This is a genomic window from Clostridium sp. LIBA-8841, from assembly GCF_057782475.1.
Genome location: NZ_CM173488.1, coordinates 2,036,374 through 2,061,682, shown reverse-complemented (window position 1 = coordinate 2,061,682; position 25,309 = coordinate 2,036,374). Strand labels below are relative to the sequence as shown.

Annotated in this window: 23 protein-coding genes, 1 pseudogene and 1 riboswitch; of the genes and pseudogenes, 21 read left to right on the top strand and 3 right to left on the bottom strand. The window is 28.5% G+C overall.

The window, feature by feature from the left end:
* Window positions 1-60 precede the first annotated feature (60 nt).
* A riboswitch (cobalamin riboswitch) is annotated at window positions 61-243 on the top strand.
* 126 nt (window positions 244-369) lie between these two features.
* The 16 genes from AC2A4K_RS09075 to pepV all read left to right on the top strand — a co-directional run bounded on the left by AC2A4K_RS09075 (window position 370) and on the right by pepV (window position 14,867).
* On the top strand, window positions 370-1,206 hold the full coding sequence (locus tag AC2A4K_RS09075; RefSeq protein WP_322503261.1) for a sirohydrochlorin cobaltochelatase: 837 nt from the start codon (window positions 370-372) through the stop codon (window positions 1,204-1,206).
* A complete protein-coding gene (locus AC2A4K_RS09070; protein WP_322503262.1) occupies window positions 1,207-1,836 on the top strand; it encodes a precorrin-8X methylmutase in 630 nt (209 codons plus the stop codon).
* Between the two features lie 18 nt (window positions 1,837-1,854).
* Window positions 1,855-2,952, top strand: coding sequence for a cobalt-precorrin-5B (C(1))-methyltransferase CbiD (gene cbiD, locus AC2A4K_RS09065; protein ID WP_322503263.1), 1,098 nt, complete (start codon window positions 1,855-1,857; stop codon window positions 2,950-2,952).
* Between the two features lie 27 nt (window positions 2,953-2,979).
* The gene (cbiE, locus tag AC2A4K_RS09060) at window positions 2,980-3,591 is read left to right on the top strand and encodes a precorrin-6y C5,15-methyltransferase (decarboxylating) subunit CbiE (protein WP_322503264.1); all 612 of its coding nucleotides are present in this window, start codon (window positions 2,980-2,982) and stop codon (window positions 3,589-3,591) included.
* Window positions 3,592-3,610: 19 nt separating this feature from the next.
* Complete coding sequence (gene cbiT, locus AC2A4K_RS09055) at window positions 3,611-4,204, top strand: precorrin-6Y C5,15-methyltransferase (decarboxylating) subunit CbiT (protein WP_322503265.1); 594 nt, start codon at window positions 3,611-3,613, stop codon at window positions 4,202-4,204.
* On the top strand, window positions 4,204-4,866 hold the full coding sequence (locus AC2A4K_RS09050; RefSeq protein ID WP_322503266.1) for a cobalt-factor II C(20)-methyltransferase: 663 nt from the start codon (window positions 4,204-4,206) through the stop codon (window positions 4,864-4,866). The genes cbiT and AC2A4K_RS09050 overlap by 1 nt, the downstream gene beginning before the upstream one ends.
* Before the next feature lie 14 nt (window positions 4,867-4,880).
* Entirely contained in the window at window positions 4,881-5,636 is a 756-nt protein-coding gene (cobM, locus tag AC2A4K_RS09045; protein WP_322503267.1) for a precorrin-4 C(11)-methyltransferase, read from the top strand.
* Between the two features lie 2 nt (window positions 5,637-5,638).
* Complete coding sequence (cbiG, locus tag AC2A4K_RS09040; protein ID WP_322503268.1) at window positions 5,639-6,652, top strand: cobalt-precorrin 5A hydrolase; 1,014 nt, start codon at window positions 5,639-5,641, stop codon at window positions 6,650-6,652.
* Between the two features lie 2 nt (window positions 6,653-6,654).
* On the top strand, window positions 6,655-7,377 hold the full coding sequence (gene cobJ, locus AC2A4K_RS09035) for a precorrin-3B C(17)-methyltransferase (protein ID WP_322503269.1): 723 nt from the start codon (window positions 6,655-6,657) through the stop codon (window positions 7,375-7,377).
* A gap of 18 nt (window positions 7,378-7,395) precedes the next feature.
* Window positions 7,396-8,160, top strand: coding sequence for a cobalt-precorrin-6A reductase (locus tag AC2A4K_RS09030; RefSeq protein ID WP_322503270.1), 765 nt, complete (start codon window positions 7,396-7,398; stop codon window positions 8,158-8,160).
* Between the two features lie 12 nt (window positions 8,161-8,172).
* Window positions 8,173-9,174 carry an ABC transporter substrate-binding protein gene (locus AC2A4K_RS09025; RefSeq protein WP_322503271.1) on the top strand — a complete coding sequence of 334 codons (1,002 nt, stop codon included), beginning with the start codon at window positions 8,173-8,175 and terminating at the stop codon, window positions 9,172-9,174.
* A 144-nt stretch (window positions 9,175-9,318) separates the two neighbouring features.
* On the top strand, window positions 9,319-10,392 hold the full coding sequence (locus AC2A4K_RS09020) for a FecCD family ABC transporter permease (RefSeq protein WP_416173352.1): 1,074 nt from the start codon (window positions 9,319-9,321) through the stop codon (window positions 10,390-10,392).
* On the top strand, window positions 10,389-11,144 hold the full coding sequence (locus tag AC2A4K_RS09015) for an ABC transporter ATP-binding protein (RefSeq protein WP_322503272.1): 756 nt from the start codon (window positions 10,389-10,391) through the stop codon (window positions 11,142-11,144). Before AC2A4K_RS09020 ends, AC2A4K_RS09015 begins: the two co-directional genes overlap by 4 nt.
* Window positions 11,145-11,308: 164 nt before the next feature.
* Window positions 11,309-11,719: an acyl-CoA thioesterase gene (locus tag AC2A4K_RS09010; protein ID WP_322503273.1), complete on the top strand. Its 411-nt coding sequence runs from the start codon at window positions 11,309-11,311 to the stop codon at window positions 11,717-11,719.
* 290 nt (window positions 11,720-12,009) lie between these two features.
* A complete protein-coding gene (locus AC2A4K_RS09005) occupies window positions 12,010-13,320 on the top strand; it encodes a uracil-xanthine permease family protein (protein WP_322503274.1) in 1,311 nt (436 codons plus the stop codon).
* Between the two features lie 149 nt (window positions 13,321-13,469).
* On the top strand, window positions 13,470-14,867 hold the full coding sequence (pepV, locus tag AC2A4K_RS09000; protein WP_322503275.1) for a dipeptidase PepV: 1,398 nt from the start codon (window positions 13,470-13,472) through the stop codon (window positions 14,865-14,867).
* Window positions 14,868-14,985: 118 nt separating this feature from the next.
* On the opposite strand, the gene perR is transcribed toward pepV, so the two are convergent.
* Complete coding sequence (gene perR, locus AC2A4K_RS08995; RefSeq protein ID WP_322503276.1) at window positions 14,986-15,405, bottom strand: transcriptional regulator PerR; 420 nt, start codon at window positions 15,403-15,405, stop codon at window positions 14,986-14,988.
* Window positions 15,406-16,039: 634 nt separating this feature from the next.
* Here perR and AC2A4K_RS08990 point away from each other — a divergent pair.
* On the top strand, window positions 16,040-16,375 hold the full coding sequence (locus AC2A4K_RS08990; RefSeq protein WP_322503277.1) for a hypothetical protein: 336 nt from the start codon (window positions 16,040-16,042) through the stop codon (window positions 16,373-16,375).
* Between the two features lie 285 nt (window positions 16,376-16,660).
* Here the strand turns inward: AC2A4K_RS08990 and AC2A4K_RS08985 are convergent, their stop codons facing one another.
* Window positions 16,661-18,133, bottom strand: coding sequence for a nicotinate phosphoribosyltransferase (locus AC2A4K_RS08985; protein ID WP_322503279.1), 1,473 nt, complete (start codon window positions 18,131-18,133; stop codon window positions 16,661-16,663).
* 151 nt (window positions 18,134-18,284) lie between these two features.
* Between AC2A4K_RS08985 and AC2A4K_RS08980 the strand changes: the two genes are divergently transcribed.
* The gene (locus tag AC2A4K_RS08980) at window positions 18,285-20,279 is read left to right on the top strand and encodes an ATP-dependent helicase (RefSeq protein ID WP_322503280.1); all 1,995 of its coding nucleotides are present in this window, start codon (window positions 18,285-18,287) and stop codon (window positions 20,277-20,279) included.
* Between the two features lie 235 nt (window positions 20,280-20,514).
* On the opposite strand, the pseudogene AC2A4K_RS08975 reads toward AC2A4K_RS08980, so the two are convergent.
* Window positions 20,515-21,167: pseudogene (locus tag AC2A4K_RS08975) on the bottom strand (4Fe-4S binding protein).
* Window positions 21,168-21,440: 273 nt separating this feature from the next.
* Here AC2A4K_RS08975 and AC2A4K_RS08970 point away from each other — a divergent pair.
* The 3 genes from AC2A4K_RS08970 to AC2A4K_RS08960 are packed head-to-tail and all read left to right on the top strand — an operon-like array spanning window position 21,441 to window position 25,309.
* Window positions 21,441-22,637, top strand: coding sequence for a M20 metallopeptidase family protein (locus AC2A4K_RS08970; protein WP_322503281.1), 1,197 nt, complete (start codon window positions 21,441-21,443; stop codon window positions 22,635-22,637).
* A 60-nt stretch (window positions 22,638-22,697) separates the two neighbouring features.
* Window positions 22,698-23,672 (top strand): RluA family pseudouridine synthase, encoded by a 975-nt coding sequence (locus tag AC2A4K_RS08965; RefSeq protein ID WP_322503282.1) that lies wholly within the window; start codon window positions 22,698-22,700, stop codon window positions 23,670-23,672.
* A gap of 20 nt (window positions 23,673-23,692) precedes the next feature.
* Complete coding sequence (locus AC2A4K_RS08960; protein ID WP_322503283.1) at window positions 23,693-25,309, top strand: putative polysaccharide biosynthesis protein; 1,617 nt, start codon at window positions 23,693-23,695, stop codon at window positions 25,307-25,309.

Below are 25,309 nucleotides of genomic sequence, written 5' to 3'. Positions count from 1 at the left end.
AATAAGAAATTTGTCTTATGTTGAAATAATTAAAATTATATATTATAATTAAGAAAAAAATAATATTTTATATTTTTAGGTTTAATTTTACTAATTAAAAGGGAAAGTGGTTAAAATCCACTACAGCCCCCGCTACTGTAATAGGATACAAGTTTCTAATTGCTCACTGATTTTTTTAAATTGGGAAGGGAGAAATGAGGATAAGCCTTAAGTCAGGATACCTGCCTAAAAATTATGAACTAAGCTTCGGAGGGAAGATGTAGTATTTATTGATTCCTATATTTATATTGGAAAATAATTACTTTTTATTAAAGCATCTGGTTCTTTGTAACACAGATGCTTTTTATTTTAATTTTTTAGAGGTGAAACATGAAAAAAGCTATATTAGTTGTAAGTTTTGGAACAAGTCATTTAGATGCCTTAAATAATTCTATAAAAAAAATAGAAGATTCAATAAAAGAAAGTTTTGAAGAGTATGATGTTTTTAGAAGTTTTACATCACATATGATAGTAAGAAAGCTTAAAGAAAAATATGATATGAATATACTGTTTCCAGAAGATGCTTTAAAAAAGTTAGAGGAAGAAGGATATGAAGAAGTTGTGGTGCAACCACTTCATATTATGCCAGGTGAAGAATTTGACTATATAAAGCATATGGTGAAGAATTATGAAAATCATTTTAAAAAGATAGAAACTGGTAGACCAATATTTTATTATGAAGGTTTTGGTGATGGACCAAATGACTATTCTGCCTTTGTTGATAGTATGAAAGAAGTAATAGAAGAGAATAGACCGTGTATATTAGTTGGTCATGGAAGCGCACATCCTTCCAATGCTGTTTATGGATGTCTTCAATCAGTTTTAGATAGAGACTATGAAGATATTTTTGTTGGAACTGTAGAGGGATATCCTAATTTTTCAGATGTTTTAAAAAGAGTTAAAAAGAAAAATTTAGATAATGTGACTATTATTCCTTTAATGGTTGTAGCAGGAGACCATGCTAAAAATGATATGGCTTCAGAAGATGAGGATTCATGGAAGAGTAGACTTGAAAGTGAAGGAATTAAAACTGATGTTATTTTAAAAGGATTAGGGGAAAGAGAAGAGTTTAGAAAACTTTACATAGAACGTGTTAAAGATGTTATAGATGGTACATATAAAGGTTTAGGAGAAACTAAAAAAAGACATAGAAAGGTGAAGAGATAAATGGATTATATGAAAAGTCCTATGGGCATAGAAAAAAGAAGCTTTGAAATAATAGGTTCTGAAATGAAAAATCATAACTTTTCAGAAGAGGAGTTAGAAATAGTAAAAAGAGTTATACATACTACAGCAGACTTTGAGTATGAGGATTTAATTGAAATAAGTGAAGGAGCTATAGAAGCTGGAGTTTCTGCTTTAAAATCTGGAGCTAAAATATATACTGATACAACAATGGCCTTATCAGGTATGAATAAAAGAGCTTTAAAGGAATTAAATTCATCAGTTGAATGCTATGTTGGTTTAGATGAGGTGTTTAAATTAGCAAAAGAAAAACAGATAACTCGTTCAATGGCAGGTGTTGAACTTGCGGCAAAGGAAAATGTAGATATATTTGTTTTTGGAAATGCTCCAACAGCTTTGTTTAAACTTAGAGAACTTATTAAGGAAGGAAAGGCAAAACCAAAACTTATAGTAGCTGTTCCAGTTGGGTTCGTAGGTGCTAGTGAGAGTAAAGAGGATTTAGATGAACTAGGTATTCCTTATATAAGAGTTAAGGGAAGAAAAGGTGGTAGTACAGTAGCAGCAGCCATAATAAATGCATTGCTTTATATGAATTATAAAAGAGAAATGTAATAAAAGAAGGTATATTAAATGTTTGAAATGTATGTAGAAAGCGGTGGAAAAAAACTTAGATGTGGGTATACCACAGGATCTTGTGCAGCGGCGGCAGCTAAGGCGGCCACATATATGCTTTTTCATAAAAAGGATATAGGAGTTATAGAGATAGATACTCCTAAAAACATAAAGCTTAGTTTAGAAATACAAGATATACAAGTAGAAAAAAACTCCGTTTCATGTTCCATAATAAAAGATGGTGGAGATGACATAGATGCTACCTCAGGAATAGCTATATTTGCAAAGGCAGAGGAAATTTCAGAAGGATTTGAGCTTTGTGGAGGAGAAGGTGTTGGAAGAGTTACTAAGGATGGGCTCTTTGTAGAAAAAGGACAGCCAGCTATAAATCCAGTACCTAGGGAAATGATTAAGAAGGAAGTATTAAGTGTATTACCTGAAAATAAAGGAGTAAAAATAACAATTTTCGTTCCAAGAGGAAGGGAGATTGCTAAGAAAACCTTTAACCCTAGATTGGGTATAGTTGATGGAATATCAATACTAGGCACAACAGGAATTGTGTATCCAATGTCTGAAGATGCTTTAAAGGAATCTATTAGAATTGAAATAAGGCAAAAAGCAGTGTCTAATAATGAACTTGTATTTGTCTTTGGTAATATGGGAGAAAGGTTTCTAAGGGAAAGAGGATATAAAAAGGATAATATAGTTATCATATCTAACTATGTAGGATTTTCCATAGAGTGTGCCTTAGCTCAAGGAATAAAGGATTTAACCATAATAGGTCATATAGGAAAACTAAGTAAAATTGCATTTGGCTGTTTTAATACACATAGTAGAGTTTCAGACGTAAGATTAGAAGTTATAGCTTTAGAGTTAACTTTAATGGGATATGACTTAGAACTAGTTAAAAAGGTTTTAGAAGAAAAGACAAGTGAAGGTGCTGTAAGACTTCTTGGAGATGATTTCCCAATGTTATATGAGAGAATTGGAGAAAAAGTATTAAAGAGATTAGATATTTACTCTTACGGTGAGGCAAATTTTAATATTCTTATGTATTATGGATCAAAGGAAATGAAATTATTATATGAATCTAAAAATTCAAACTTGTTTGATTAAACTTAAATTAGAAGGGAATGAAGGCTATTGGTTAAGATACTAGGGTTAGGACCAGGCCATAAAGACTATATAATTCCTAAGGTTATTAAGGAACTAGAAAAAAGTGATTATATAGTAGGTTTTGAAAGAGCAATTTCAAGCTTAAAGTTTTTAAATAATTTAAGAGATGAAAAGTTTAAAAAGGTCAAAACTTTAAGTGAATTAATAGCTTTTTTAAATGAAAATGAAGAGAATGATATTTCAATTGTTGCATCAGGAGACCCTACCTTTTATGGTATTACAAATTACATAGAAAAAAATTATTATGGAGAGATTTCTATTATTCCAGGAATAAGTTCTTTTCAGTATTTAACATGCAAAGTAAATAAATCTTGGAATAATGCATTTGTAGGAAGTATGCATGGAAGAGAAGAAAATTTTATAGAAGTTGTCAAAAAAAACAAACTTTCTATATGGTTAACTGATAAAAAGAATACTCCAAATGAACTAAGTAAAATGTTAATAGAAAATTCTATAGAATGTACGATATATGTTGGAGAAAATCTTTCTTATGAAAATGAAAATATAACAATTGGAAATCCAAGAGAAATTTGCGAAAAGGATTATGGAGATTTATCTGTAATAATAATTGAAAGATAAATTTTCCTTTGGAGGATATATGAAGTTTATAAAAGATTCAGAGTTTATAAGAGGAAAATGTCCTATGACAAAAGAGGATATTAGAATCCTTACTATTAGTAAATTAGAGTTAAATACAAATTCTAATTTTTTAGATATAGGAAGTGGAACTGGTAGTATTACTATTCAGGCCTCTAAATTTATAGAAAATGGAAAAGTATTTTCTATAGAAAGAGATGAAGAGGCTATAAGGGTAACTAAAGAGAATTTAAAAAAGTTTAACTGTAATAATGTTACTTTATTAGAGGGTGATGCTATAGAACATATGGAATCACTTTCAAACCAAATTAAGAAAGAAAAAATTTCAAAATTTGATTCTATATTTATAGGAGGCTCTGGTGGGGGACTTGAAAAAATTATAAATATATCAAATGAAATTCTTAAAGAACAGGGAGTTTTAGTTTTAAACTTCATAACTTTAAATAATGCATATAATGCTATAGAAATCTTAAAAAAATTAGAATATAAAACAGAGATTTCTTTAGTAAACATAAGTAAAAATAGAGAAAATACATACATGATGATTAGCAATAATCCAATTTTTATTGTTAAAGCGTTTAAGGAGGAAATTTAATGGCAATATTATATGGAATAGGTGTAGGACCTGGAGATAGTGAATTATTAACAGTAAAAGCGGTAAAGGCAATTGAAAATAGTGATGTTATAGTAGCACCAAGTGCAGAGGAAGGTGGAGATAGTATAGCATTAACTGCTGCTGAAGAATATATAAAAGAAGGAACAGAAATAGCTATTAAACATTTTCCAATGGGAAAGAAGAATAGAGATTTAAAAGTTAAAGAGGCTTATGACTTTATTTTAGAAAAACTTAAAGAAGGAAAAAACGTAAGTTTCTTAACTATAGGTGATCCTTATGTTTATAGTACATATATACATTTATTAAATTATGTAGAGGATAATGGTTTCCATGTAAAAACTATTCCGGGAATAACATCTTTCTGTGCTGCAGCTAGTATAGTTGACAGAACATTAGTTGTAGGTAATGAACCTTTACTTGTTCTTCCAGCAGCTAGAGTAAAGGATATAAAAGATGAGAAGTTTGTTGTAATAATGAAAGTTTACAAAAAAGAAGAAGAAGTTATAGATGTTTTAGAAGAAAAAGGATTTGACTATGTGCTAGTTAGTAGAGCAGGTAGAGAAGGAGAAAAAATCTTAAGAACTAGAGAAGAAATTGTAAATCATAGAGATTATATGTCTTTAATATTAGCAAGTAAATAAAAGGAGGAATAAGAATGCTTTATTTTATAGGGGCAGGACCAGGAGCTGTTGACTTAATAACTGTTAGAGGAAGAAATCTTTTAGAAAAAGCAGATGTTGTAATATATGCAGGATCTTTAGTAAGCAAAGAACATTTAGATGTTTGCAAAGAGGGAGTTAAAATATATAACTCAGCTTCAATGACTTTAGAAGAGGTAGTTGAGGTTATAAAAGAAAATGATGGTGAAGATAAGGTCATAGTAAGACTTCACACTGGTGATCCATCAATATACGGAGCTATTAAGGAACAAATGGATGAATTAGACAAGTTTAATATAGAATATGAGGTTGTACCAGGTGTAAGTTCATTTACAGCTGCAGCTTCTGCTATAAAAAAGGAATTTACACTTCCATCAGTAACTCAAACTGTTATATTAACTAGGGTTGAAGGAAGAACTCCAGTGCCAGAAAAAGAAGATTTAGAAAAATTAGCTTCAATAGGAGCTTCTATGGCATTATTTCTTTCTATATCAATGATTGACAAGGTAGTTGAAAAATTAAAAAGAGGATATGGAAGAGAGGATGTTCCAATAGCTGTAATTTCAAGAGCAACATGGGATGATCAAGAAGTGATTATTGGAACATTAGATAATATATCAGAAAAAGTAAAAGAAGCTGGTATAAATAAATGTGCTCAAATATTAGTTGGAGATTTCATTGACTGTGATTATGAGAAAAGTCTTCTTTATGATAAACACTTTACTCATATGTTCAGAAAAGGAATTGATTAAATATGATTGGAATAATAAGTGTTACTGAAAAAGGTGACTTTATAGGAGATAAGCTTATAAAGTTTTTTGAAGAAAATAATATTAATTTCAAAATGGTTTGCAAAAGCAAATGTGAAGATTTTTCTTTAAAAGAAGCAACTAAGGAAATGTTTGAAACTTGTAAAAATATTATTTTTATAAGTTCAACAGGGATTGCAGTGAGAGCTATAACTCCTTTTATAGTAAAAAAGGATAAGGATCCTGGAATTGTTATGGTTGATGTAAATAATAGGTTTACCATAAGTTTAGCTGGAGGGCATATTGGTGGTGCAAATGAATTAACTTTAGAGATAAGTAAAATATTAAATAATATTCCAGTTATAACTACGGCCACAGATAATCAAAATAAAGTTGCGCCAGATATGGTAGCTAAAAGTAATAATCTTATTATAGAAGATTTAAAGAAGGCAAAAGAGATTGCTTCTAGATTAGTAAATAATAAAAAAGTTTATTTTATGGATGATAATGATTTAATTAAATTACCTTTAGGCTATGAAAGTACATATTCATTAAAAGATAATACACTTTGGATAACTAACAAAGAAAAAAATGAGGATGAAAATCTTAAGGGAGTTTTAAGGTTGATAAGAAAAAATATATTACTTGGAGTAGGATGTAGAAAAGGTGTTCCATCTGAAGAGTTAATAGATTTTGTGCTTTCTTCACTAAAAAATTTAAATATTGATAAGAGAGCCGTTTTAAAAATAGGATCAATAGATTTAAAAAAAGAAGAAAAGGCTATTTTAGATTTAAGTGAATTTTTAAATTGTCCTTTTGAAACATTTTCTAGAGAAGAGATTAGACATGTTCAAGATGAATTTGAAGGTAGTGATTTTGTAGAAAAATCTGTTGGAGTTAGAGCTGTATCAGAGCCGGCAGTTGTTTTAATGAATGGAAATATTATAGTAAATAAACTAAAGAAAAATGGAATGACATTAACTATTGGAGAGCTTAAGCTAAAGCATAAGGAGGAATAAGAATGGGAAAATTATATGTAATTGGAATTGGGCCAGGTGGATTAGATGAAATGACTTTAAGAGCTGTTAAAGCTATTGAAGAATGTGAAATAATAGTTGGTTACACTAAATATATAGAAATGGTTAAGGATTTAATTAAAGATAAGGAAATCTTCAAAACTGGTATGCGTGGAGAAGAGGAAAGATGTAGAGAAGCATTAGAGCTTAGTAGGGATAAAAAGGTCGCTTTAATAAGTACTGGAGATTCAGGAATTTATGGCATGGCTGGACTTATATTAGAAATGAGAAAAGATGAGAATGTTGAAATAATACCTGGTATTACAGCATCAAGTGCTGCAGGATCAGTTTTAGGAGCTCCTTTAATGCATGATAATTGCAATATAAGTTTAAGTGATTTAATGACTCCTTATGAAGAGATAAAAAAGAGAGTACGTTTAGCTGCAGAAGGAGATTTCGTAATTTCTCTTTATAATCCAAAGAGTAAGGGAAGACCTCACTATTTAAAAGAGTGTGTTGATATAATTAAGGAATTTAGAGAAGAAACAACACCTATAGCAGTTGTTAGAAATGCTTTAAGAGAAGGAGAAAGTAAAGAAATATTTACTTTAAAAGATTTTAATGATGAAGTAGTTGATATGTTTTCAATTGTAATCATAGGAAACTCAAAAAGTTACATTAAAGATGGATATTTTATAACTCCAAGAGGATATAAAATAAAAAAATAAGGCTAATGGGGTGAGAAAGTGATTGCACTTATATTAGGTACTTCTGAAGGAAGAGAGTTTTTACAAAAGCTTAAGGGGCTAGAGGATAAGATAGTTATATCTACAGCAACTGAATATGGAGGAGAACTTTTAAAAGAATTTAAAGTAGCCTTTATGAATACTAAACCCTTAGATGAAGAGGGACTTATTAATTTTGCTAAAGAGTTCAACTTAAAAGGGATTGTAGATGCTTCTCATCCCTATGCAAAAAATGTAAGTGAAAACACAATAAAGGTATGTAAAACTTTAAATATAGAATACATAAGATATGAAAGAAATGGCGTATTAAAAGATTTAGATGATCCTAATATTATTAGAATAAGCGGATTGGACAAGTTAAAAGAATTAGATTCTAGTATTGATGGTCCAATTTTAAATACTACAGGAAGTAATGGAATAAAGCAAATATTAGAATCATCCCTTAAGAATAGAATTATTCACAGGGTATTACCTTCAAAAAAGGTTATGAATGATCTTATAGATTTAGGAGTTAAGATAGAAGATATAATTGCCATAAAAGGTCCTATTGGATATGAACTTAATAAAGCTTTTATAGATGAATATAAAGCTAAAGCTCTTTTAACTAAAGATAGTGGCGAGAGAGGTGGAGCTTTAGAAAAGGCTAAGGCAGCTTTAGATTCAAATATTAAACTAATAATAGTTGAGAAGCCTAAGGTTGATTATGGTAAATATTTTTCTGATATAGATGAAACGGTAGAACATATTAAAAAGGTTTTAAAATAACAGGGGGATAAAATGAAAAAAAAGAGAATTTTAAGTTTAGCTACTATAGGGTTAGTATTTTCTTTAGCTTTAGCAGGATGTACTGGAAATTCAAAGGAAAATATAGCTTCAAAAAATACTAATGAAGAGGGATATCCAGTTATAATAAGTACATATAATCAAAATGGTAAGGAATTTGATGAGACTTTTGAAAGCAAACCTAAAAAAGTTATTAGTACAAATCAAACAACTACAGAGATAATGCTTGATTTAGATTTACAAGAATATTTAGTAGGAACATCATTTATGGATAGTCCCATACTTCCAAGATTAGAGGAAAAGTATAAAAATATAAATGTAATTTCTGATACATATCCAAGTAAAGAGGCTGTTTTAGCTTTAAATCCAGATTTAATAATGGGATGGAAAAGTGTATTTTCAGAAAAAAATCTAGGTACTGTAGAGTCATGGAATGAAAAGGGTGTGAAAACTTTCATTCAAAGAAACTCTGGTATTTCAAAAGAGCAGACTTTAGAGGATGTTTACTATGATATAAATGACATAGGTAAAATATTTAATGTAGAAGAAAAATCAACTAAGTATGTTGATGATATGAAAACAAGAATAAATGTTATTTCTGAGAAAACAAAATCTGTTAAAGAACCAATGAAGGTTTTAATACTAGAAGGTGAAGGAGAAAATAAATTTAGAGTTTATGGACCAAAGACTTTAGTTTCAGATATGGTTTCTAAGTCTGGTGGAGTTAATATAGCTAAGGATTCTGGTAGTATTGGAGTTGAAAACATAATAGAAATGAATCCAGATGCTATTGTTCTTATACATTACTTAATGCAAAATAAAGATAATCAAGAGGCGAGTTCTTTATTAGATAATAAAGCATTAAAAAATGTTACAGCAATAAAAGAAAATAGAATAATATATACTCCACTTTCAGAGACATATGCAGGAGGAGTAAGAACTGTAGATGGAATTGAAAGAATAGCAAAAGGGTTATATCCAGACCTAGTAAAATAATGGTTAATTTTTATTAAGATTTAAAAATTTTAGAAGCTCTAAGATTCTCGCTTTAAGAAAGTGGAGTCTTAGAGCTTAGTAATTATTAGGCATAGATTTAAAATAGAATTAAAAAGTTATCAAACTTCAATAGAGGAGTGTTAAATGCAGTTGTTTAAATTAAATGGGAGAATGAATAAAAAAGTTATAATTGCTATTTTATTAGTTGTACTTTTTATATTATCTATAATATTAGGAATATCCTTTGGTGCTGTAGATATTCCTCCTTATGATGTATATAGAGTGTTTTTATATAAAGTATTAGGAATTAAAATAGGAAATTTAGGAGAATTATTAAATAGTACAGTTTTCGATATAATATGGGAAGTTAGAATGCCTAGAGTGCTTTTAGGAGCTTTTACAGGAATGTCATTAGCAGTTGTTGGGGTAATTATGCAGGCAACTATACAAAATCCTTTAGGAGATCCATATATATTAGGATTATCCTCAGGAGCTTCTTTAGGAGCTACATTTTCAATACTTATAGGATTTACAGGAGTGTTATCAAGCTTTGGTGTCGGCCTAGGAGCTTTTTTAGGAGCTTTAGTGGCATCTATATTTGTTTACTTCTTAGCCAAAATAGGAGGACGTATAACGCCTTTTAAGATGATATTAGCCGGTATGGTTATAGGTTCTATATGCTCCTCATTAACAAGTCTTATAATATTTTTATCAAAGGACAATGAGGGAATAAGAACAGTTAACTTCTGGATGATGGGAAGTCTTGCAGGGGCAGAATGGAGTAATATAGTTCTTCCTATAATGGTATCAATAATTCCTTTAATATATTTCTTTACCCAATATAGAAATTTAAACTTAATAGTATTAGGTGATGAAACATCTATAACTTTAGGGTTAAATGTGGAAAAGCATAGAAAGATATATATGATATTATCTTCTTTAGTAACTGGAGTAATTGTTTCAGTATGTGGAACCATAGGTTTTGTAGGTATTATGATTCCTCATATTGTAAGGCTTATATTTGGTACAGATCATAAAGTCTTACTGCCTTTTAGTGCTTTATTAGGTGCTATATTTCTTATATGGGCAGATGTTATTGCTAGATGTGCAGTTTCTAACATGGAACTTCCTATAGGAATAATTACTTCTGTAATAGGTGCTCCATTTTTATTATGGCTAATGATAAAAGGTAATGGAGAAAAGGAGCAAGGATTATGATAAGGTTAGAGGATTTAAAGGTTTCAATAGGGAAAAATGAAATCATAAAGGGAATTTCATTTAATGTTAAAAAAGGTGATTTTATTGGACTTATAGGACCAAATGGAAGTGGTAAGTCAACCCTATTAAAAACTATTTATAAGCTACTAGATAAAAAAAGTGGAGAAATATATATAAATGATAAGGATATAAATAAAATAAGTATAAAGTCAATGGCAAGAGAGTTAGCTGTAGTAAGTCAATTTAATCAATATAATTTTAGCTTTAAGGTTAAAGATATTGTTATTATGGGAAGAAATCCTTATAAGAAGACTTTTCAGCTAGACAATAAGGAAGATTACGAAATAGTAAAAAATTCTCTAGAGAAAGTTAATATGCTTGAATATAAAGATAGAGATTTTTTAAGTTTATCAGGTGGTGAAAAACAAAGGGTTTTATTAGCTAGAGCACTAGCACAAAAGACAGAGATTCTTTTATTGGATGAGCCTACAAACCACTTGGATATTAAATATCAAATAGAAATAATGAATATTGTCAAAGAACTAAATATAACAGTTTTAGCCGCATTACATGATATGAATTTAGTTTCAGCTTATTGTAATAAAGTATATATTATGAATAAGGGGAAAATTGTTTGTGGAGGAGAAACAAGAAAGGTTTTAACTCCTAAAAATATAAAGGATGTCTTTGGGGTTGAATGTGAAATAGGAGAAAATTCAAAAGGAAATATGACGATAAACTTTTTATTTTAATTTTAGGCTCTGCTTTAGATAAACAGTGATTTTTATTTAAAGCAGAGTATTTTTTTTATATTTTAACTAATTTTATTTTTGAAATATCAAAATGTTTGTAAATCAAAGTAAAATAATATAAAATTACAATATGTAAAATAAATTTTGTTAAGGAGTAATTTTATATGAAAAGTATAAGTAGAATTAAGGTAAGATATGCAGAAACAGATGCAATGAAGGTTGTACATCATGCCAACTATTATATATATTTTGAATCAGCAAGAGAGGATTTCATAGAGCAGTTTGGAATAAGATACAAAGATATGGAGGATATGGGGGTTATGATGCCTTTAGTTGAAACACAGTGTAAATATATAGATGCTGCAAAGTACGGGGATAATCTTGTTATAGAAACAGAATATGACGAAATAACACCCATTAAGGTAGGATTAAAATATACTGTTAAAAGAGAAGAAGATAATAAGCTTATTGCTACAGGGAAAACACTTCAAACTTTTGTTGATAGTACCACTTTTAGAATAATAAACCTTAAAAAAGTGCATCCAGAAATGTGGGAAAAATTAAGTGATTGTTAAATTGATGAATAATTAATCAATAAAATGTTAAAAACCTTTTTGTTTATTGAAAATATATATTAATTAAAATATAATCTAAGAAAATAAAATTATTCTTTAATTCAGTCCAGAGAGGCTTAGAAGAATTGGTTATTTAGATTATAAATATAAATTTTATTAGTTTAAAGAATTAACTTCTTGTCTCTAACTGGCAAGAAGTTTTATTTTTACCTTTTTAAATCAGTCCTGTGAGGCTGGAAAGAGGAGAAACAGAGCTTTCTCCTTAATAAGAGTAAGGAGGCTTAAAATTTATGGCACAACAAGTAATGAGTAAAGAAAAAAGCAGTATTAAGACAGAAGGAGTTTTATCCTATTTAAAAAATGGTATTTTAGGACTACAGCATTTAGTTGCTATGTTTGGAGCTACAATATTAGTACCTATGGTAACAGGGCTTGACCCTTCAGTAGCTTTATTCACAGCAGGAGTAGGTACTTTAATATTCCATTTATGTACTAAAGGAAAAGTTCCAGTATTTTTAGGATCATCTTTTGCATTTATACCAGTAATCACAGCAGTTGCTGCGAAGTATGGTGATTTGAGATATGCTCAAGGAGGAATATTCTTTGCAGGGCTAGCATATGTATTAATTTCTTTTATGATAAAGAAAATAGGTGTAGAGAGAATAAGAAGATTTTTACCTGCAAGAGTGGTAGGACCTATGATTATGGTTATAGGTTTAAACCTTATACCTAACGCTTTAGAGATGGCTGGAGTTAAATCTTTAATAGCCGGGGAATCTGGGGCGATGATTTCAGTTATAATAGCAATTACTACATTAGGATTAGCATTATTAATAAGTAAGTTTGGAAAGGGATTTTTCTCACAATTAGCAATAATAACAGCAGTAGCCGTTGGATATACTTTAAGCTTAGTATTAGGACAAGTTGATACAAGTTTAATTCAACAAAGTACTATGGTTGCAGTACCAAACTTTACACTTCCAAAATTTGATTTTGGAGCAATAATGATAACTTTACCAGTAATATTAGCTGTATCAATGGAGCACATAGGTGATATAACTACTAATGGACAGGTTGTTGGTAAAAACTTTATAGAAGATCCAGGCTTAAATAGAACAATATTAGGAGATGGACTAGCAACTTTAGTAGCATCTTTATTAGGAGGGCCTGCTAATACTACTTATGGAGAAAATACAGGAGTGTTAGCAATAACTAAAAATTATAATCCATCAATTTTAAGATTAACAGCTGTTTTTGCCATAATACTAAGCTTTATAGCAAAGTTTGGAGCAGTTATAAGAACAATTCCTCAATCAGTAATGGGAGGAATAAGTTTAATGTTATTCTCTATGATTGCCTTAGTAGGGGTTAAAACAATAAAGAATGAAAAAGTCAAGCTAAATAAAACTAATATTATACTAATGGCAATAATAATGTTCGTTGGTCTATCAGGTTTATTTATGGAAAGTCCTATAGGAATAAACATAAGTGAAGCTGTAAGTATATCAGGATTAAGTTTAGCGGCTTTAGTAGGAGTTGTTTTAAATTTAATAATTACTAAGTTTGAATCAGTAAAAAATAGTGAAGAAGTAACTGCTTAAAAAGAGTAATAACAAGTCATTTTAAAATTAAAATGATTTGTTATTTTTTTGTATAAAATAAATTAGAAAAATTTCTTAGAATGTGGTATCATATTAATAATAAATATTAATATTTTGTTAACACAAATTGATGAGAGGAAGTGTCAAAAATGAATTTAATAAATAGCAAAATTGATGAAATGAAAGAAGATTTAATTGAATCAGTGCAAAGTATTATTAAAATCAAAAGTGTTGAAGGAAAACCAAGAGAAGGTATGCCTTTTGGAGAGGGAGTTTCAAAGTCTTTAGAACATGCTTTAAATATTTCAAAAAAATTAGGTTTTAAAGTTGTTAATCTAGATGGACATGTAGGATATGCTGAGTATGGTGATGGAGAAGAATATGTAGCTGCTTTAGGTCATTTAGATGTTGTACCTGAAGGCGGTGATTGGATTTATCCACCTTATGGAGCAGAAATACATGATGGAAAAATTTATGGAAGAGGAACAACTGATGATAAAGGACCAATAATTGCATCATTATATGGTTTAAAGGCTATAAAAGATTCAGGGTTACCTATATCAAAGAGAATAAGAATAATCTTTGGTACTAATGAAGAAACTGGAAGTAAAGATATAGAATACTATTTAGAACGTGAAAAAGCTCCAGTAGCAGGATTTACTCCAGATGCAGAATTTCCAATAATAAATGGAGAAAAGGGTATCACTATTTTTGACATTGTTAAAGCTTTTGGAGACGAGAAAGTTCCTGGTAATGTATGTGTTGAAAGTATAAAGGGTGGAATAGCATCAAATGTAGTTGCTAGTCTTTGTGAAATAAAATTAAAAACTAAAGAAGTAGATAAAGTTTGCGAATTAATAGAAAAAGTTGCTAAGGAAAATAATATTAAGTTTGAATTATCACATAGCAATGATGAAATTGAATTAAAAGTATTTGGAGTTTCAGCTCATGGTAGTACACCAGAAAAAGGTATAAATGCTATTATGCAAACAGTTAAAATATTATCAGAATTAGATTTAACACAAAAAGATATTAAAGACTTTATTAAATTCTTAAATGATAATATTGGTGAAGATGTATATGGAGAAAAATTTGGTATATTCTTAGAAGATGAAGCTTCAGGAAAATTAAGCTTTAATGTTGGAGTAATTGATTTAAATGATAAAGAAGGAAGAGTTACTTTAAACTTAAGATATCCTGTTACTAAGACTTTAGAAGATATGATGAAACCATTTAATGAAAGAATAAGTGGAAAAGGCATAGAAATAGAAAACTTTGAACACCAAGAACCATTATATTTCTCAGCAGACCATTCTTTAATAAAGACTTTACAAAAAGTATATAAAGAAGAAACAGGAAAAGAAGGAGAATTAATATCTATTGGTGGAGGTACATATGCTAAAGAAATGCCTAATACAGTAGCATTTGGACCAATATTCCCAGGAGAACCAGATGTTATTCATAAACCAAATGAATATATTAAAATAGATGACTTAATTTTAATAAGTAAAATATATGCAAAAGCTTTATATGAATTAGCAAAATAATTATAGTGATTAATAAAATTATATATTTTTTAATTAAACTTAACTTTATGAACATAGTTAGTTAAAAAATCCATAATTAATAAAATAAAAAAAGAGTGGTGAAAATCCACTCTTTTTTTTATTCGTGTTTATCTTGACATTCTTCACATATTCCATAAAAATACATCTTGTTTGAAAGTATTTTATAGCTTGAATGTTTTTGGGCTTCTTCATTTAGATGATTATAATCTAAATTTTCAAGATCATCAACTCTACCACAAGCTAGGCATTGAACATGACAATGATCTTTAGCAGTGCCATCATATCTAAAGTTTCCTTCACCAACATTAATTTCTTGTACTAATTCAACTTCTACAAGAGTTTTTAATGCCTTGTAAACTGTAGCTAGTGACATTGTAGGATAATCTTCCTGTAAAGCCTTATAAATTGTCTCAGCAGATGGATGTTCCTTAGTACCTTTTAAGTATTTATAAACAGCAATCCTTTGAGGAGTTAATTTTAATTTTTTTTCTTTAAAAACAGAAGTTATATTGTCCATTTCCACCATCCCTATCATCTATGATAATTAAATATATTATATAATAATAATTATTATATGTCAAAGATTATCTTTTAATATTAAATAACATTAAACTATGTTAAATATTATTTCACAAAAATTCATAAAAAAAACTTGTAAAAATAGCCTTTTTATGATAAAATTTATTTAAAGGTTGTTAATTAATTAACAAAGTTTTTCCATGTTCATTTCATTTTCCTTTAAGAACAGTTATTTTTACTGTTCTTTTTTTTTATTTTTAAACAATTAAAAAAGGTATTAAAGTTTGAAGCTTTAAATACCTTTAAAAAATTATTTTGAAAGTTAAATAAATTTTAATTTAAATATTTTTAACCGCTATTAACTATTTTACTTGTATAAAAATATAATTGCAAGTAAAGTAATTACAATTATATATTAATATGTTATAAAAATGTAACGTTTTTTAATAGTTTATTTATTAATTTAAGTTAAAAGTATTAAAGTAAAATTTGAAAAAAGTATCCTGAAATATAATAAATAATAGTATTCAAATTAGTAAATAATATATAGGTATATGAAAGATAATTACTTTACTTAAAGTTAAATGAGTGGTAAACTTTACTATATAAATTAATTACTTAGGAGGTTAATTATGTCAAAATATAAAGTTGGAGACGAATTAATTATTGTTTCAGATCCTAATCAAGAAGAGAAAAAACTAAAGGATTTAAGTTTCTTAAAGAAAGATGGAGACTATGCTTCTTTATCATGGGGAATAAGAATAGTTGATGTATTATATGAAAAACCAAATGTTACATTAACTTATAGAAATGTTATGGGTGAAACTAATAAAGTTTTTGCTGTATGTAATGATGTAGCTAATTTTGATCATGAAAAAGTTTTAGAAAAAGCTTTACTTAAAGCATTCCAAAATGAACTTACAAACATTACTGTTATAAAAAATGCAGGCTTAAAGACTATGTTATAATTAAATTAAGAGGGGATTGAGAGTATAATATGGCATATTGTCCATTTTGGTCGAGTGAGAGGGAGAAATTTAGTTGTTATAAAGAATGTCCAATGAATGAGAAGATTACAGGAGAAGAATGTGTATTTTCTCTTTATTTAGATAAAAACTTTTTACTTGGGGAAGAAGATAAGGAATCAGATTTAGTTTTAACTCAGGTAAATTAATAAGAGACGCTTCTTGGGTATGAAGCGTCTCTTATTTTTATAATAAGAAAGAAAAGTAAAGAACCCTACAAATCTTTAATTATTTATATATATTAGAATATCTATGAAGTAAATTATGCTTTAGATTCCAAAGGCCATTTGATAAATCTACATAATAAGTATGAGGGTTTTCAAATCTTAAAATTTCTGGCCAAAGCTTTTCACATTCTTTTTGAGCATAATCTCTAATTTCCATGACAGATGGATTTTTATAGCATACCTCTCCATTTTCAAATATCTTAACAAGTAAGTCCTTAACATAATAGTTAGTTAAGGTTTTTCTTTTCCATACGTGAATAGGATTAAAAATTTCTAATGGTTTATCAGTATCTATTTTTTCATCATTTAATAATATCAAATCAGCTAAAGCTGTGTGAGTTGTATTATCAAATATTCTTATTAATCTCTTAAACCCTGGGTTCGTTATTTTTTCTTCATTTTCACTTATTTTTATTCTAGGAATTATGTTTCCTTCCTCATCTTCAACTGCGACTAATTTATAAACACCGCCAAAAACAGGCTCTGATCTAGCTGTTATAAGTCTTTCGCCAACTCCAAAAGCATCTATTGAAGCTCCTTGGCTTAATACATCTCTTATTATAAATTCATCTAAAGAGTTTGAAACTATTATTTTACAATCTGGATATCCAGCATCATCAAGCATTTTTCTACATTTTTTAGAAAGATAAGTGATATCACCACTATCTATTCTTATTCCCTTTGGTCTTTTTCCTAAAGGTTTTAATACCTCATCAAAAACTTTAATAGCATTAGGAACACCAGATTTTAAAACATTATATGTATCTATTAAAAGAGTACAATTATCTGGGTACGCAACTGCCCATGCTTTAAATGCTTCATATTCATCTCCAAAAAGTTGAATCCAACTGTGAGCCATAGTTCCTATAGCTGGTATATCAAACATTTGGTCAGCTATTGTACATGCTGTAGAGTCACAACCACCTATAGCAGCAGCTCTTGCACCATAGATTGCTCCGTCATATCCTTGGGCTCTTCTAGAACCGAACTCCATAACAGTTTTATCGCCAGCGGCTCTACATATTCTATTAGCTTTAGTAGCTATAAGTGTTTGGTGATTTATAGTAAGAAGTATCATAGTTTCAACAAATTGTGCCTGTATTACAGGACCTTTAACTATGACTAAAGGTTCATTTGGAAAAACAGGATTACCCTCTGGAATTGCCCAAACATCACAAGTAAATTCAAAATTTATTAAAAATTCTAAGAATTTATCACAAAATATTTCCTTTGATTTTAAGTATGCTATATCATCTTCTGAAAAGTGTAGATTTGATAAGTATTCTATTAATTGTTCAACACCAGCCATTATACAATAGCCACCGCCATCTGGTACCCTTCTAAAATACATATCAAAATAGGCAATTTTATTTTCTATACCATTTTTAAAATAGCCATTTGCCATAGTAAGTTCATAGAAATCAACTAGCATTGTAAGATTTCTAGGGTTTTTTACATCAAACTTATAATCCATATAAAATTTATCTCCTTTTCATAAGTTGTCAATAACTATTGTAACCAGTAGTTAGAATTATTACAATATATATGTTACTAAATATTATGTTTTACTAATATTAATTTAGTCAATAATTAAAATAAATTTTATTAAATTTAGGAGAATTATCATGTCAAATTTAGATAAATATCAAAAGGAGGCTGTAAAGGCAAATAGTAAAAGTATTCTTGTTATAGCACCTCCAGGAGCAGGAAAAACAACTGTAATATTAAATAGAATAAAGTATCTTTTAGAGGAAAAGAAAATTAGAGGAATACATGTTGTGGTAATAACCTTTACTAAGGCAGCAGCAGAAAATATGAAAAGTAGATTTAAAGAGATGCATAGGGAAGGTGTTATTCCTTTCTTTGGGACATTTCATGGACTTTTTTACAAGATATTGCTTAGAAACAAGGAAGATATAAGGATTATAGAAGCAAAGGATGCTTATAAGGTTATAAAAAAGGTTTTATCAACTTATATAGAAGAAGTAAGTGATGAAAAAATAAAAGAGGTATTAAATAATATATCTAGAAAAAAAGTTTCATCTAAAGATTTAGAAATATCAATGACGCAGGATATTTTTGATAAATGTTATGAAGCATATGAAACCTTTAAAAATGAAAGGGGACTCTTAGATTTTGATGATTTGCAAATCAAGGCTGTAGCTCTTTTGAAAAATAATCCTCATATATTAGGATATTATAGAAATTTAATAAAATATATATTGGTTGATGAGTTTCAAGATTGTGATGAAGTTCAGTTAGAATTTTTAAGACTTATAAATAATGAGGTCTTTTGTGTGGGAGATGAAGATCAAAGTATATATTCCTTTAGAGGAGCAACTCCAAAATGTATGATAAATTTTGGACAGGATTTTGAAGGAAGTGAAAAAGTTTATTTAAAATACAATTATAGAAGCCTTAAAAATATTGTTGAGGTATCTAAGGATATTATAAAGCATAATAAAGAAAGGTACCAAAAAGAAATAATAGCTTTTAATGAAAATGAAGGTAATATAGAGCTTAAAAAACCTTTTAATGAATCTGAAGAGGCTAATATGATTATTGGAAAGATAGAGGAGGCTAAAAGACTAGGAAATAAATATTCTGATAATGCTATTCTTTATAGAACAAACATGGAAAGTAGAAGTTTTATTGATGCTTTTATTAGAAAAAAGATTCCTTTTAAGCTTTTAGACAAAGAATATAATTTTTTTAATCATTTTATATGTAAAGATTTAATAGCTTATTTAAGATTAGCAATAGATCCATTTAATAAAGAGGATTTTAATAAAATAATAAATAAGCCATTTAGATATGTATCTAAAAGTGCTATATATGGAGTTTTTAATTCTAAAAAACAAGAAAATGTATTTGATATATTAATGAGTGGAGAGGGAGTACATCCTTTTCAAATGAGAAAGTTTGAAGAATTAAAAAATGATATAGCGTATCTAAATAAACTTTCTTTAAATAGTGCTATTGATTTTATATTGAGTGATTTAGAATATAGTCAGTATATTAGGGAATACTCTTCTAAATTTAAGCAAAATCAAGAGGAATTATTGGATATTGTAGATGAATTTAAAAGTTCTGCTACAGAGTTTAAATCCATAATAAATTTCTTAGCACATATAGAAAGTGTTGAAGAGAACTTGGAAAACATAAATTCAAAAGGGAATATAGATTCAGTAATATTAAGTACAATGCATGGAGTTAAAGGCATGCAATTTAAAAATGTTCATATTGTTAATGTTGTTGATGAGACAATACCACATAAAAACAGCATGGAAAATTTAGAAGAGGAGAGAAGACTTTTTTATGTAGGAATAACTAGAGCTATAAGTAATTTATATATTTATGCACCAAAGAATGTAAGGGGGAAATTTAAGGACCCTTCTATATTTTTAAGTAATATAAATTTAGAGGATGAATCTAGTATAAGAGATTATGGATTAAAAGAGGGAGACGTAGTAAGACATAATTATTTTGGAATAGGAGAAATATTTAAAATAGATAATGATACTGTTGAAGTAAAATTTGTTCAAGGAGGAAGCAAAAAGTTTTCTTTAAGAACATTAATTGAGAATAATTTGGTAGAAAAAATAATTTGCGAAGTTTAAACCATTGCTGAAAGTTATTTTTATATATTTATTTAAAACAGAGAAGCGTTAAAGAATTAATATTATTTTGAAATACATCATAATAAAAATAAGGTGTATCAAAAATTCATAATAGAACTTGATACACCTTATAATTTAATTGATTTTAAGAAATAGTGTTTGAAATATAAATAATATTTATTTGGTATTTTTGATATTATATTAATTATTAAATATTTTAAAAATTAATAATATATTATATTTTAAGAGTATCATATCCTATAGCTTTTTTAGGACAAGCGGTAACACATTGGCCACATTGAATACAATCAGGATGACTTAATAAATCGCCTTTATAATCATAAGGAACTAGGCCTAAGGGGCATTTTTTTCACATAGTTTACATAAAACACATGAGTTTGATACTTGTAATACTCTTTTTCTTTTATTAAAATTTGATACTAGTGAGCCTAAAGTTCCCATAGGACAGAAGCTACACCAAGTTCTATGATTATATATTAAAGAAAGTAAAATTCCTATTACTGTTGTTACAACAATTAGTCTATAAAATACCATTCCAATTCCATAAAGGTTTCCCCAATTTTTATATAATCCAGAAATAAATACAGTCATCATTAAAGTTAGGGTTAAGAATCTAAATAAATATGATTTAAAAAATTTAGGCGGTTTTCTTTTACCACTAATTTTTAAAATTATATTATCATAAAAGTTACCTCTAGGACACAAGTTACCACACCAAAATCTACCTCTAAATACAGAAACAACTACGGGTGCAATCATACAGATGGCAGCTACTATAGCGAATCTCAAATCAAAAAGGCCTAAAATAACAAATAATATTAAAAGTAAGAAAGAGTATTTCTTCCAAAGTTTAAGAAAAGTATTCATTTAATAAATCCTCCTAATAAAAAAGTTTGTATTGATGTAATTATTCTATTTAAAATGTAGAAATAGAACTATAACTTTATCACTTAAAAAAATTAATTAAGTTTAAAAACTCAGTATTATAAGCAATTATATAGGATAGTCTTAAATAATATACTCGTAAATGAGTATAAAATATAATTGAATAAAAAAAAATAGTAATATATAATCAAAAATATATAAAATAAATAAAATATATAATATATATATTTTATAAACAAAAAGTAGGTGTTAAAAATGAATATAAATTTAATGGAGGAAGCTCAAGAAATAAAAGATTTATTAGTAGCTTTAAGAAGAGATTTTCATGAAAATCCAGAATTAGGTTTTGAAGAATGGAGAACTTCAGGAAAAATAAAAGAATTCTTAACTAATGAAGGTATTGAATATATAGAAACTGCGAAGACAGGAGTATGTGGTGTAATAAAGGGAACACTAACAGATGATGATAAAAAAGACAGATGTATAGCTTTAAGAGCAGATATAGATGGTCTTCCTATGGATGATAAGAAGACTTGTTCATATTCTTCTAAGGTTAAAGGAAAAATGCATGCATGTGGACATGACGCACATACAACAATATTATTAGGTGCAGCTAAGTTATTAAATAGACATAAAGATAAGTTTAGCGGTACTGTTAAGTTATTATTTGAACCAGCAGAGGAAACAACAGGTGGAGCTCCTATAATGATAGAAGAGGGAGTTTTAGAAAATCCTAGAGTAGAAAAAATAATAGGACTTCATGTTGAGGAGACTTTAGATGCTGGACAAATAATGATAAAAAAAGGAGTTGTTAATGCCGCATCTAATCCTTTCACAATAAAAATAAAAGGAAGAGGAGGCCATGGAGCATACCCACATATGGCTGTAGATCCTATAGTTATGGCTTCTCAAGTTGTTTTAGGCTTACAAACAATAGTAAGTAGAGAAATAAAACCAGTAAATCCAGCTGTTGTAACAGTGGGAAGTATAAATGGAGGAACTGCTCAAAATATAATACCAGATGAAGTCGTATTAAGAGGTGTTATAAGAACTATGACTTTAGAGGATAGAGCTTATGCAAAGGAAAGACTTAGAGAAATAGCTACTTCAATTTGCGCTGCTATGAGAGGTGAGTGTGAAATAGAAATAGAAGAGAGCTATCCATGTCTATATAATAATAGTGAAGTTGTTGATTTAGTATCTGAGGCAGCTAAAGAAATTATTGGTGCTGAGAATGTCAAAGAACAGGAAGCACCAAAGCTAGGCGTTGAAAGTTTTGCATATTTTGCCTTAGAAAGAGAATCAGCATTTTACTTCTTAGGAGCTAGAAATGAGGAGAGAAATATTATTTATTCAGCTCATAATAGTAGATTTGATATAGATGAGAATTTATTACCAATTGGAGTTTCAATTCAATGTAAATCTGTATTAAATTATTTGACAAGGGAGTAATTTAATATTAATCTATAAAATAGTAATTATAAAATGATTTGAATTTAGGAGTGAAGCAATTTGAAAATAGAGATAGGTACAAATGAAGCGGGACAGAGATTAGATAAGTTCTTAAGAAAATATTTAAAGGATGTACCTCTAAGTGCTATATTTAAAGCATTAAGAAAAGGAGATATAAGAGTAAACGGGAAGAAGCAAAAAGAAAAGTACTCTCTTTTAGAGGGAGATGTTATAGAAATAAGATATCTTCAAAGCGTAGTAACTAAAGAGAAGAAAAAGCCTAATTTCCAAATGGTTGATTCAGGATCACTTCAAGTGGTATATGAAGATGAAAATATGCTTTTAGTTGAAAAATGGCCAGGAGTATTAGTTCATTCAGATAAAAAGAATGGAGCTCCAACCTTAACTGATTACGTATTATCATACTTATTCAGAAAAGGAGACTATGTTCCAGAAAACGAATTAACTTTTACTCCAGCATCTTGTAACAGATTAGATAGAAATACTTCAGGAATAGTATTCTTTGGGAAGAATTTCGAAGGATTAAAATTATTAAATGAAATGATAAGAGAAAGAAAAGTTAAGAAGTATTACTGTGCTTTAGTTAAAGGTAAAATAAAACCTGGAAAGTATGAAGCATACATATCAAAAGATGATGAAGCTAATAAGTCAACGGTTTATGATACTGAAAAGCCAGATACAAAGAAAATAAAAATGGATGTTAATGTTATACAAACTAATGGTGCATTCTCATTATTAGAAATAGAACTTATAACAGGAAGAAGTCATCAGTTAAGAGCCCATTTAGCTCATTTAGGAAATCCTATAGTTGGAGATTTTAAATATGGTGATAATAAAATGAATTCGTTTTTTGAAAATAAATTTGGATTAACATATCAATTCCTTTATGCGTATAAGGTTACGTTTAAAGAGGTTCCTGAAAAGTTTAGTTATTTAAAAAATAAAACTATAGCTCAGGGATTACCTCCGATGTTTAAAAAGATAAAGAAGGATGTATTTAAATTTAGGATTTAGTTTTAAGATAGGAGATTTTTATGAAAGAGCAGTCTATAACTAGAGGATTTGCAATACTCTCTATTGCAAGCATAGTTGCTAAATTATTATCTTTAATTTATGTGCCTTTTCTTACTAGAATCGTAGGAGAAGTTGGTATGGGTATATATGGTAAAACCTATGAGATATTTGTTTTTGTATACGCATTAACAAATGTAGGATTACAAACAGCCATATCAAAGTATGTTTCAGAATTGGATGCAATTGGTAATTATAAAGATGCCTTAAGAGCATTTAAAATTTCTAGAGCATTTTTACTTGTAGTAGGAACATTATTTACTATATGTTTAATGTTAGGAGCTAATTTTATAGCAAACATAAGCCAGTCGCCAGAAATGGTTTATCCAATAATATTTTTAGCACCTACAATTATGATAACAACAGTATTAGTTACATATAAAGGATATTTTCAAGGAAGATCTCAAGCAACACCAATTGCTATTGCAACTGTGATTGAACAGGTCGTAAATGTAGCTTTAAGTTTGATATGTGCATACTTGCTTATAAAGAAGAGTTTATCATTAGGGGTTTCAGGAGGAACTATTGGTTCATCAGCTGGAGCGCTAATGGCAGTTATATATTTAATATACATATATAATATATATGGAGTTGAAAAAGAAGCTAAGATAAGACAGGAGCCAGGTGTAAAAAGAATTACTGGTAAGAGGATAGCAAGAACATTATTTAAATATGGTTTACCAATAACTCTTAGTACAGGACTTCAGAACTTGGGAAATATAATAGATATGCTAACAGTAAGTAACAGACTTGTTGATGCTGCAGGATTTTCACGAAATGAAGCAAATGCTTTATATGGATATTTTTCAACAAGATATAAAGTTTTATTAAATATTCCTATGGTGTTTATAACATCTTTAGGATATATGGCATTACCTGCAATATCCAAAGCATATGTGTTAAAGGACAAAAAAGAAATAAAAAATAAAATTAATTTCTCTATGAGAATTACATATCTTTTATCTATACCAGCAGCTTTTGGCTTAGCTTTATTAAGTGAAAATATATATAAATATATCTTTGCAGATTCAAATGGATATATGATGATGGTAATAGGTGCTGCTATGATTCCTTTAACGGCAATAGTACTTATGCAGAACGTAATACTTCAGAGTGTAAGCCAGTTTTACTATGTATTATTTACTCTAGCACTTAGTATTGTAGTTAAGTTTACATTGAATATGACTTTAGTTGCAAATCCTAATATAAATATTTACGGGGCTGTAATTTCTGGAATGGTGGCTTTCACAATTTCTCTAGTGCTTAATCACTTTAGAATGAGAAAAACATTAAAGATGAAAATATCAATGTTTAAATATGCAGTAAAACCTGTCTTAGCATCGATATACATGAGCATAGGAATAATGTTGAGCAAATATGTATTATCTTTATTTATAGATTTAAATAAGTTAAGTTTTATATTTGGTATAACTATATTACTTGTAATAATAGCAATGGGTGCATTTATGTATCTTCATGCTATTATAATCTTAGGTGGTGTTAAAAAAGCTGATATAGGAGAAATTTCACCTAAACTTTTAAGGATTATGCCAAAATTCTTAAGGAAGAATATTAAATAA

Excerpts from the sequence above, each read along its gene's own strand:
- AC2A4K_RS09075 (WP_322503261.1), top strand. The coding sequence starts at position 370 with ATGAAAAAAGCTATATTAGTTGTAAGTTTTGGAACAAGTCATTTAGAT.
- AC2A4K_RS09070 (WP_322503262.1), top strand. The coding sequence starts at position 1,207 with ATGGATTATATGAAAAGTCCTATGGGCATAGAAAAAAGAAGCTTTGAA.
- cbiD (WP_322503263.1), top strand. The coding sequence starts at position 1,855 with ATGTTTGAAATGTATGTAGAAAGCGGTGGAAAAAAACTTAGATGTGGG.
- cbiT (WP_322503265.1), top strand. The coding sequence starts at position 3,611 with ATGAAGTTTATAAAAGATTCAGAGTTTATAAGAGGAAAATGTCCTATG.
- AC2A4K_RS09050 (WP_322503266.1), top strand. The coding sequence starts at position 4,204 with ATGGCAATATTATATGGAATAGGTGTAGGACCTGGAGATAGTGAATTA.
- cobM (WP_322503267.1), top strand. The coding sequence starts at position 4,881 with ATGCTTTATTTTATAGGGGCAGGACCAGGAGCTGTTGACTTAATAACT.
- cbiG (WP_322503268.1), top strand. The coding sequence starts at position 5,639 with ATGATTGGAATAATAAGTGTTACTGAAAAAGGTGACTTTATAGGAGAT.
- cobJ (WP_322503269.1), top strand. The coding sequence starts at position 6,655 with ATGGGAAAATTATATGTAATTGGAATTGGGCCAGGTGGATTAGATGAA.
- AC2A4K_RS09025 (WP_322503271.1), top strand. The coding sequence starts at position 8,173 with ATGAAAAAAAAGAGAATTTTAAGTTTAGCTACTATAGGGTTAGTATTT.
- AC2A4K_RS09020 (WP_416173352.1), top strand. The coding sequence starts at position 9,319 with ATGCAGTTGTTTAAATTAAATGGGAGAATGAATAAAAAAGTTATAATT.
- AC2A4K_RS09015 (WP_322503272.1), top strand. The coding sequence starts at position 10,389 with ATGATAAGGTTAGAGGATTTAAAGGTTTCAATAGGGAAAAATGAAATC.
- AC2A4K_RS09010 (WP_322503273.1), top strand. The coding sequence starts at position 11,309 with ATGAAAAGTATAAGTAGAATTAAGGTAAGATATGCAGAAACAGATGCA.
- AC2A4K_RS09005 (WP_322503274.1), top strand. The coding sequence starts at position 12,010 with ATGGCACAACAAGTAATGAGTAAAGAAAAAAGCAGTATTAAGACAGAA.
- pepV (WP_322503275.1), top strand. The coding sequence starts at position 13,470 with ATGAATTTAATAAATAGCAAAATTGATGAAATGAAAGAAGATTTAATT.
- perR (WP_322503276.1), bottom strand. The coding sequence starts at position 15,405 with ATGGACAATATAACTTCTGTTTTTAAAGAAAAAAAATTAAAATTAACT.
- AC2A4K_RS08990 (WP_322503277.1), top strand. The coding sequence starts at position 16,040 with ATGTCAAAATATAAAGTTGGAGACGAATTAATTATTGTTTCAGATCCT.
- AC2A4K_RS08985 (WP_322503279.1), bottom strand. The coding sequence starts at position 18,133 with ATGGATTATAAGTTTGATGTAAAAAACCCTAGAAATCTTACAATGCTA.
- AC2A4K_RS08980 (WP_322503280.1), top strand. The coding sequence starts at position 18,285 with ATGTCAAATTTAGATAAATATCAAAAGGAGGCTGTAAAGGCAAATAGT.
- AC2A4K_RS08970 (WP_322503281.1), top strand. The coding sequence starts at position 21,441 with ATGAATATAAATTTAATGGAGGAAGCTCAAGAAATAAAAGATTTATTA.
- AC2A4K_RS08960 (WP_322503283.1), top strand. The coding sequence starts at position 23,693 with ATGAAAGAGCAGTCTATAACTAGAGGATTTGCAATACTCTCTATTGCA.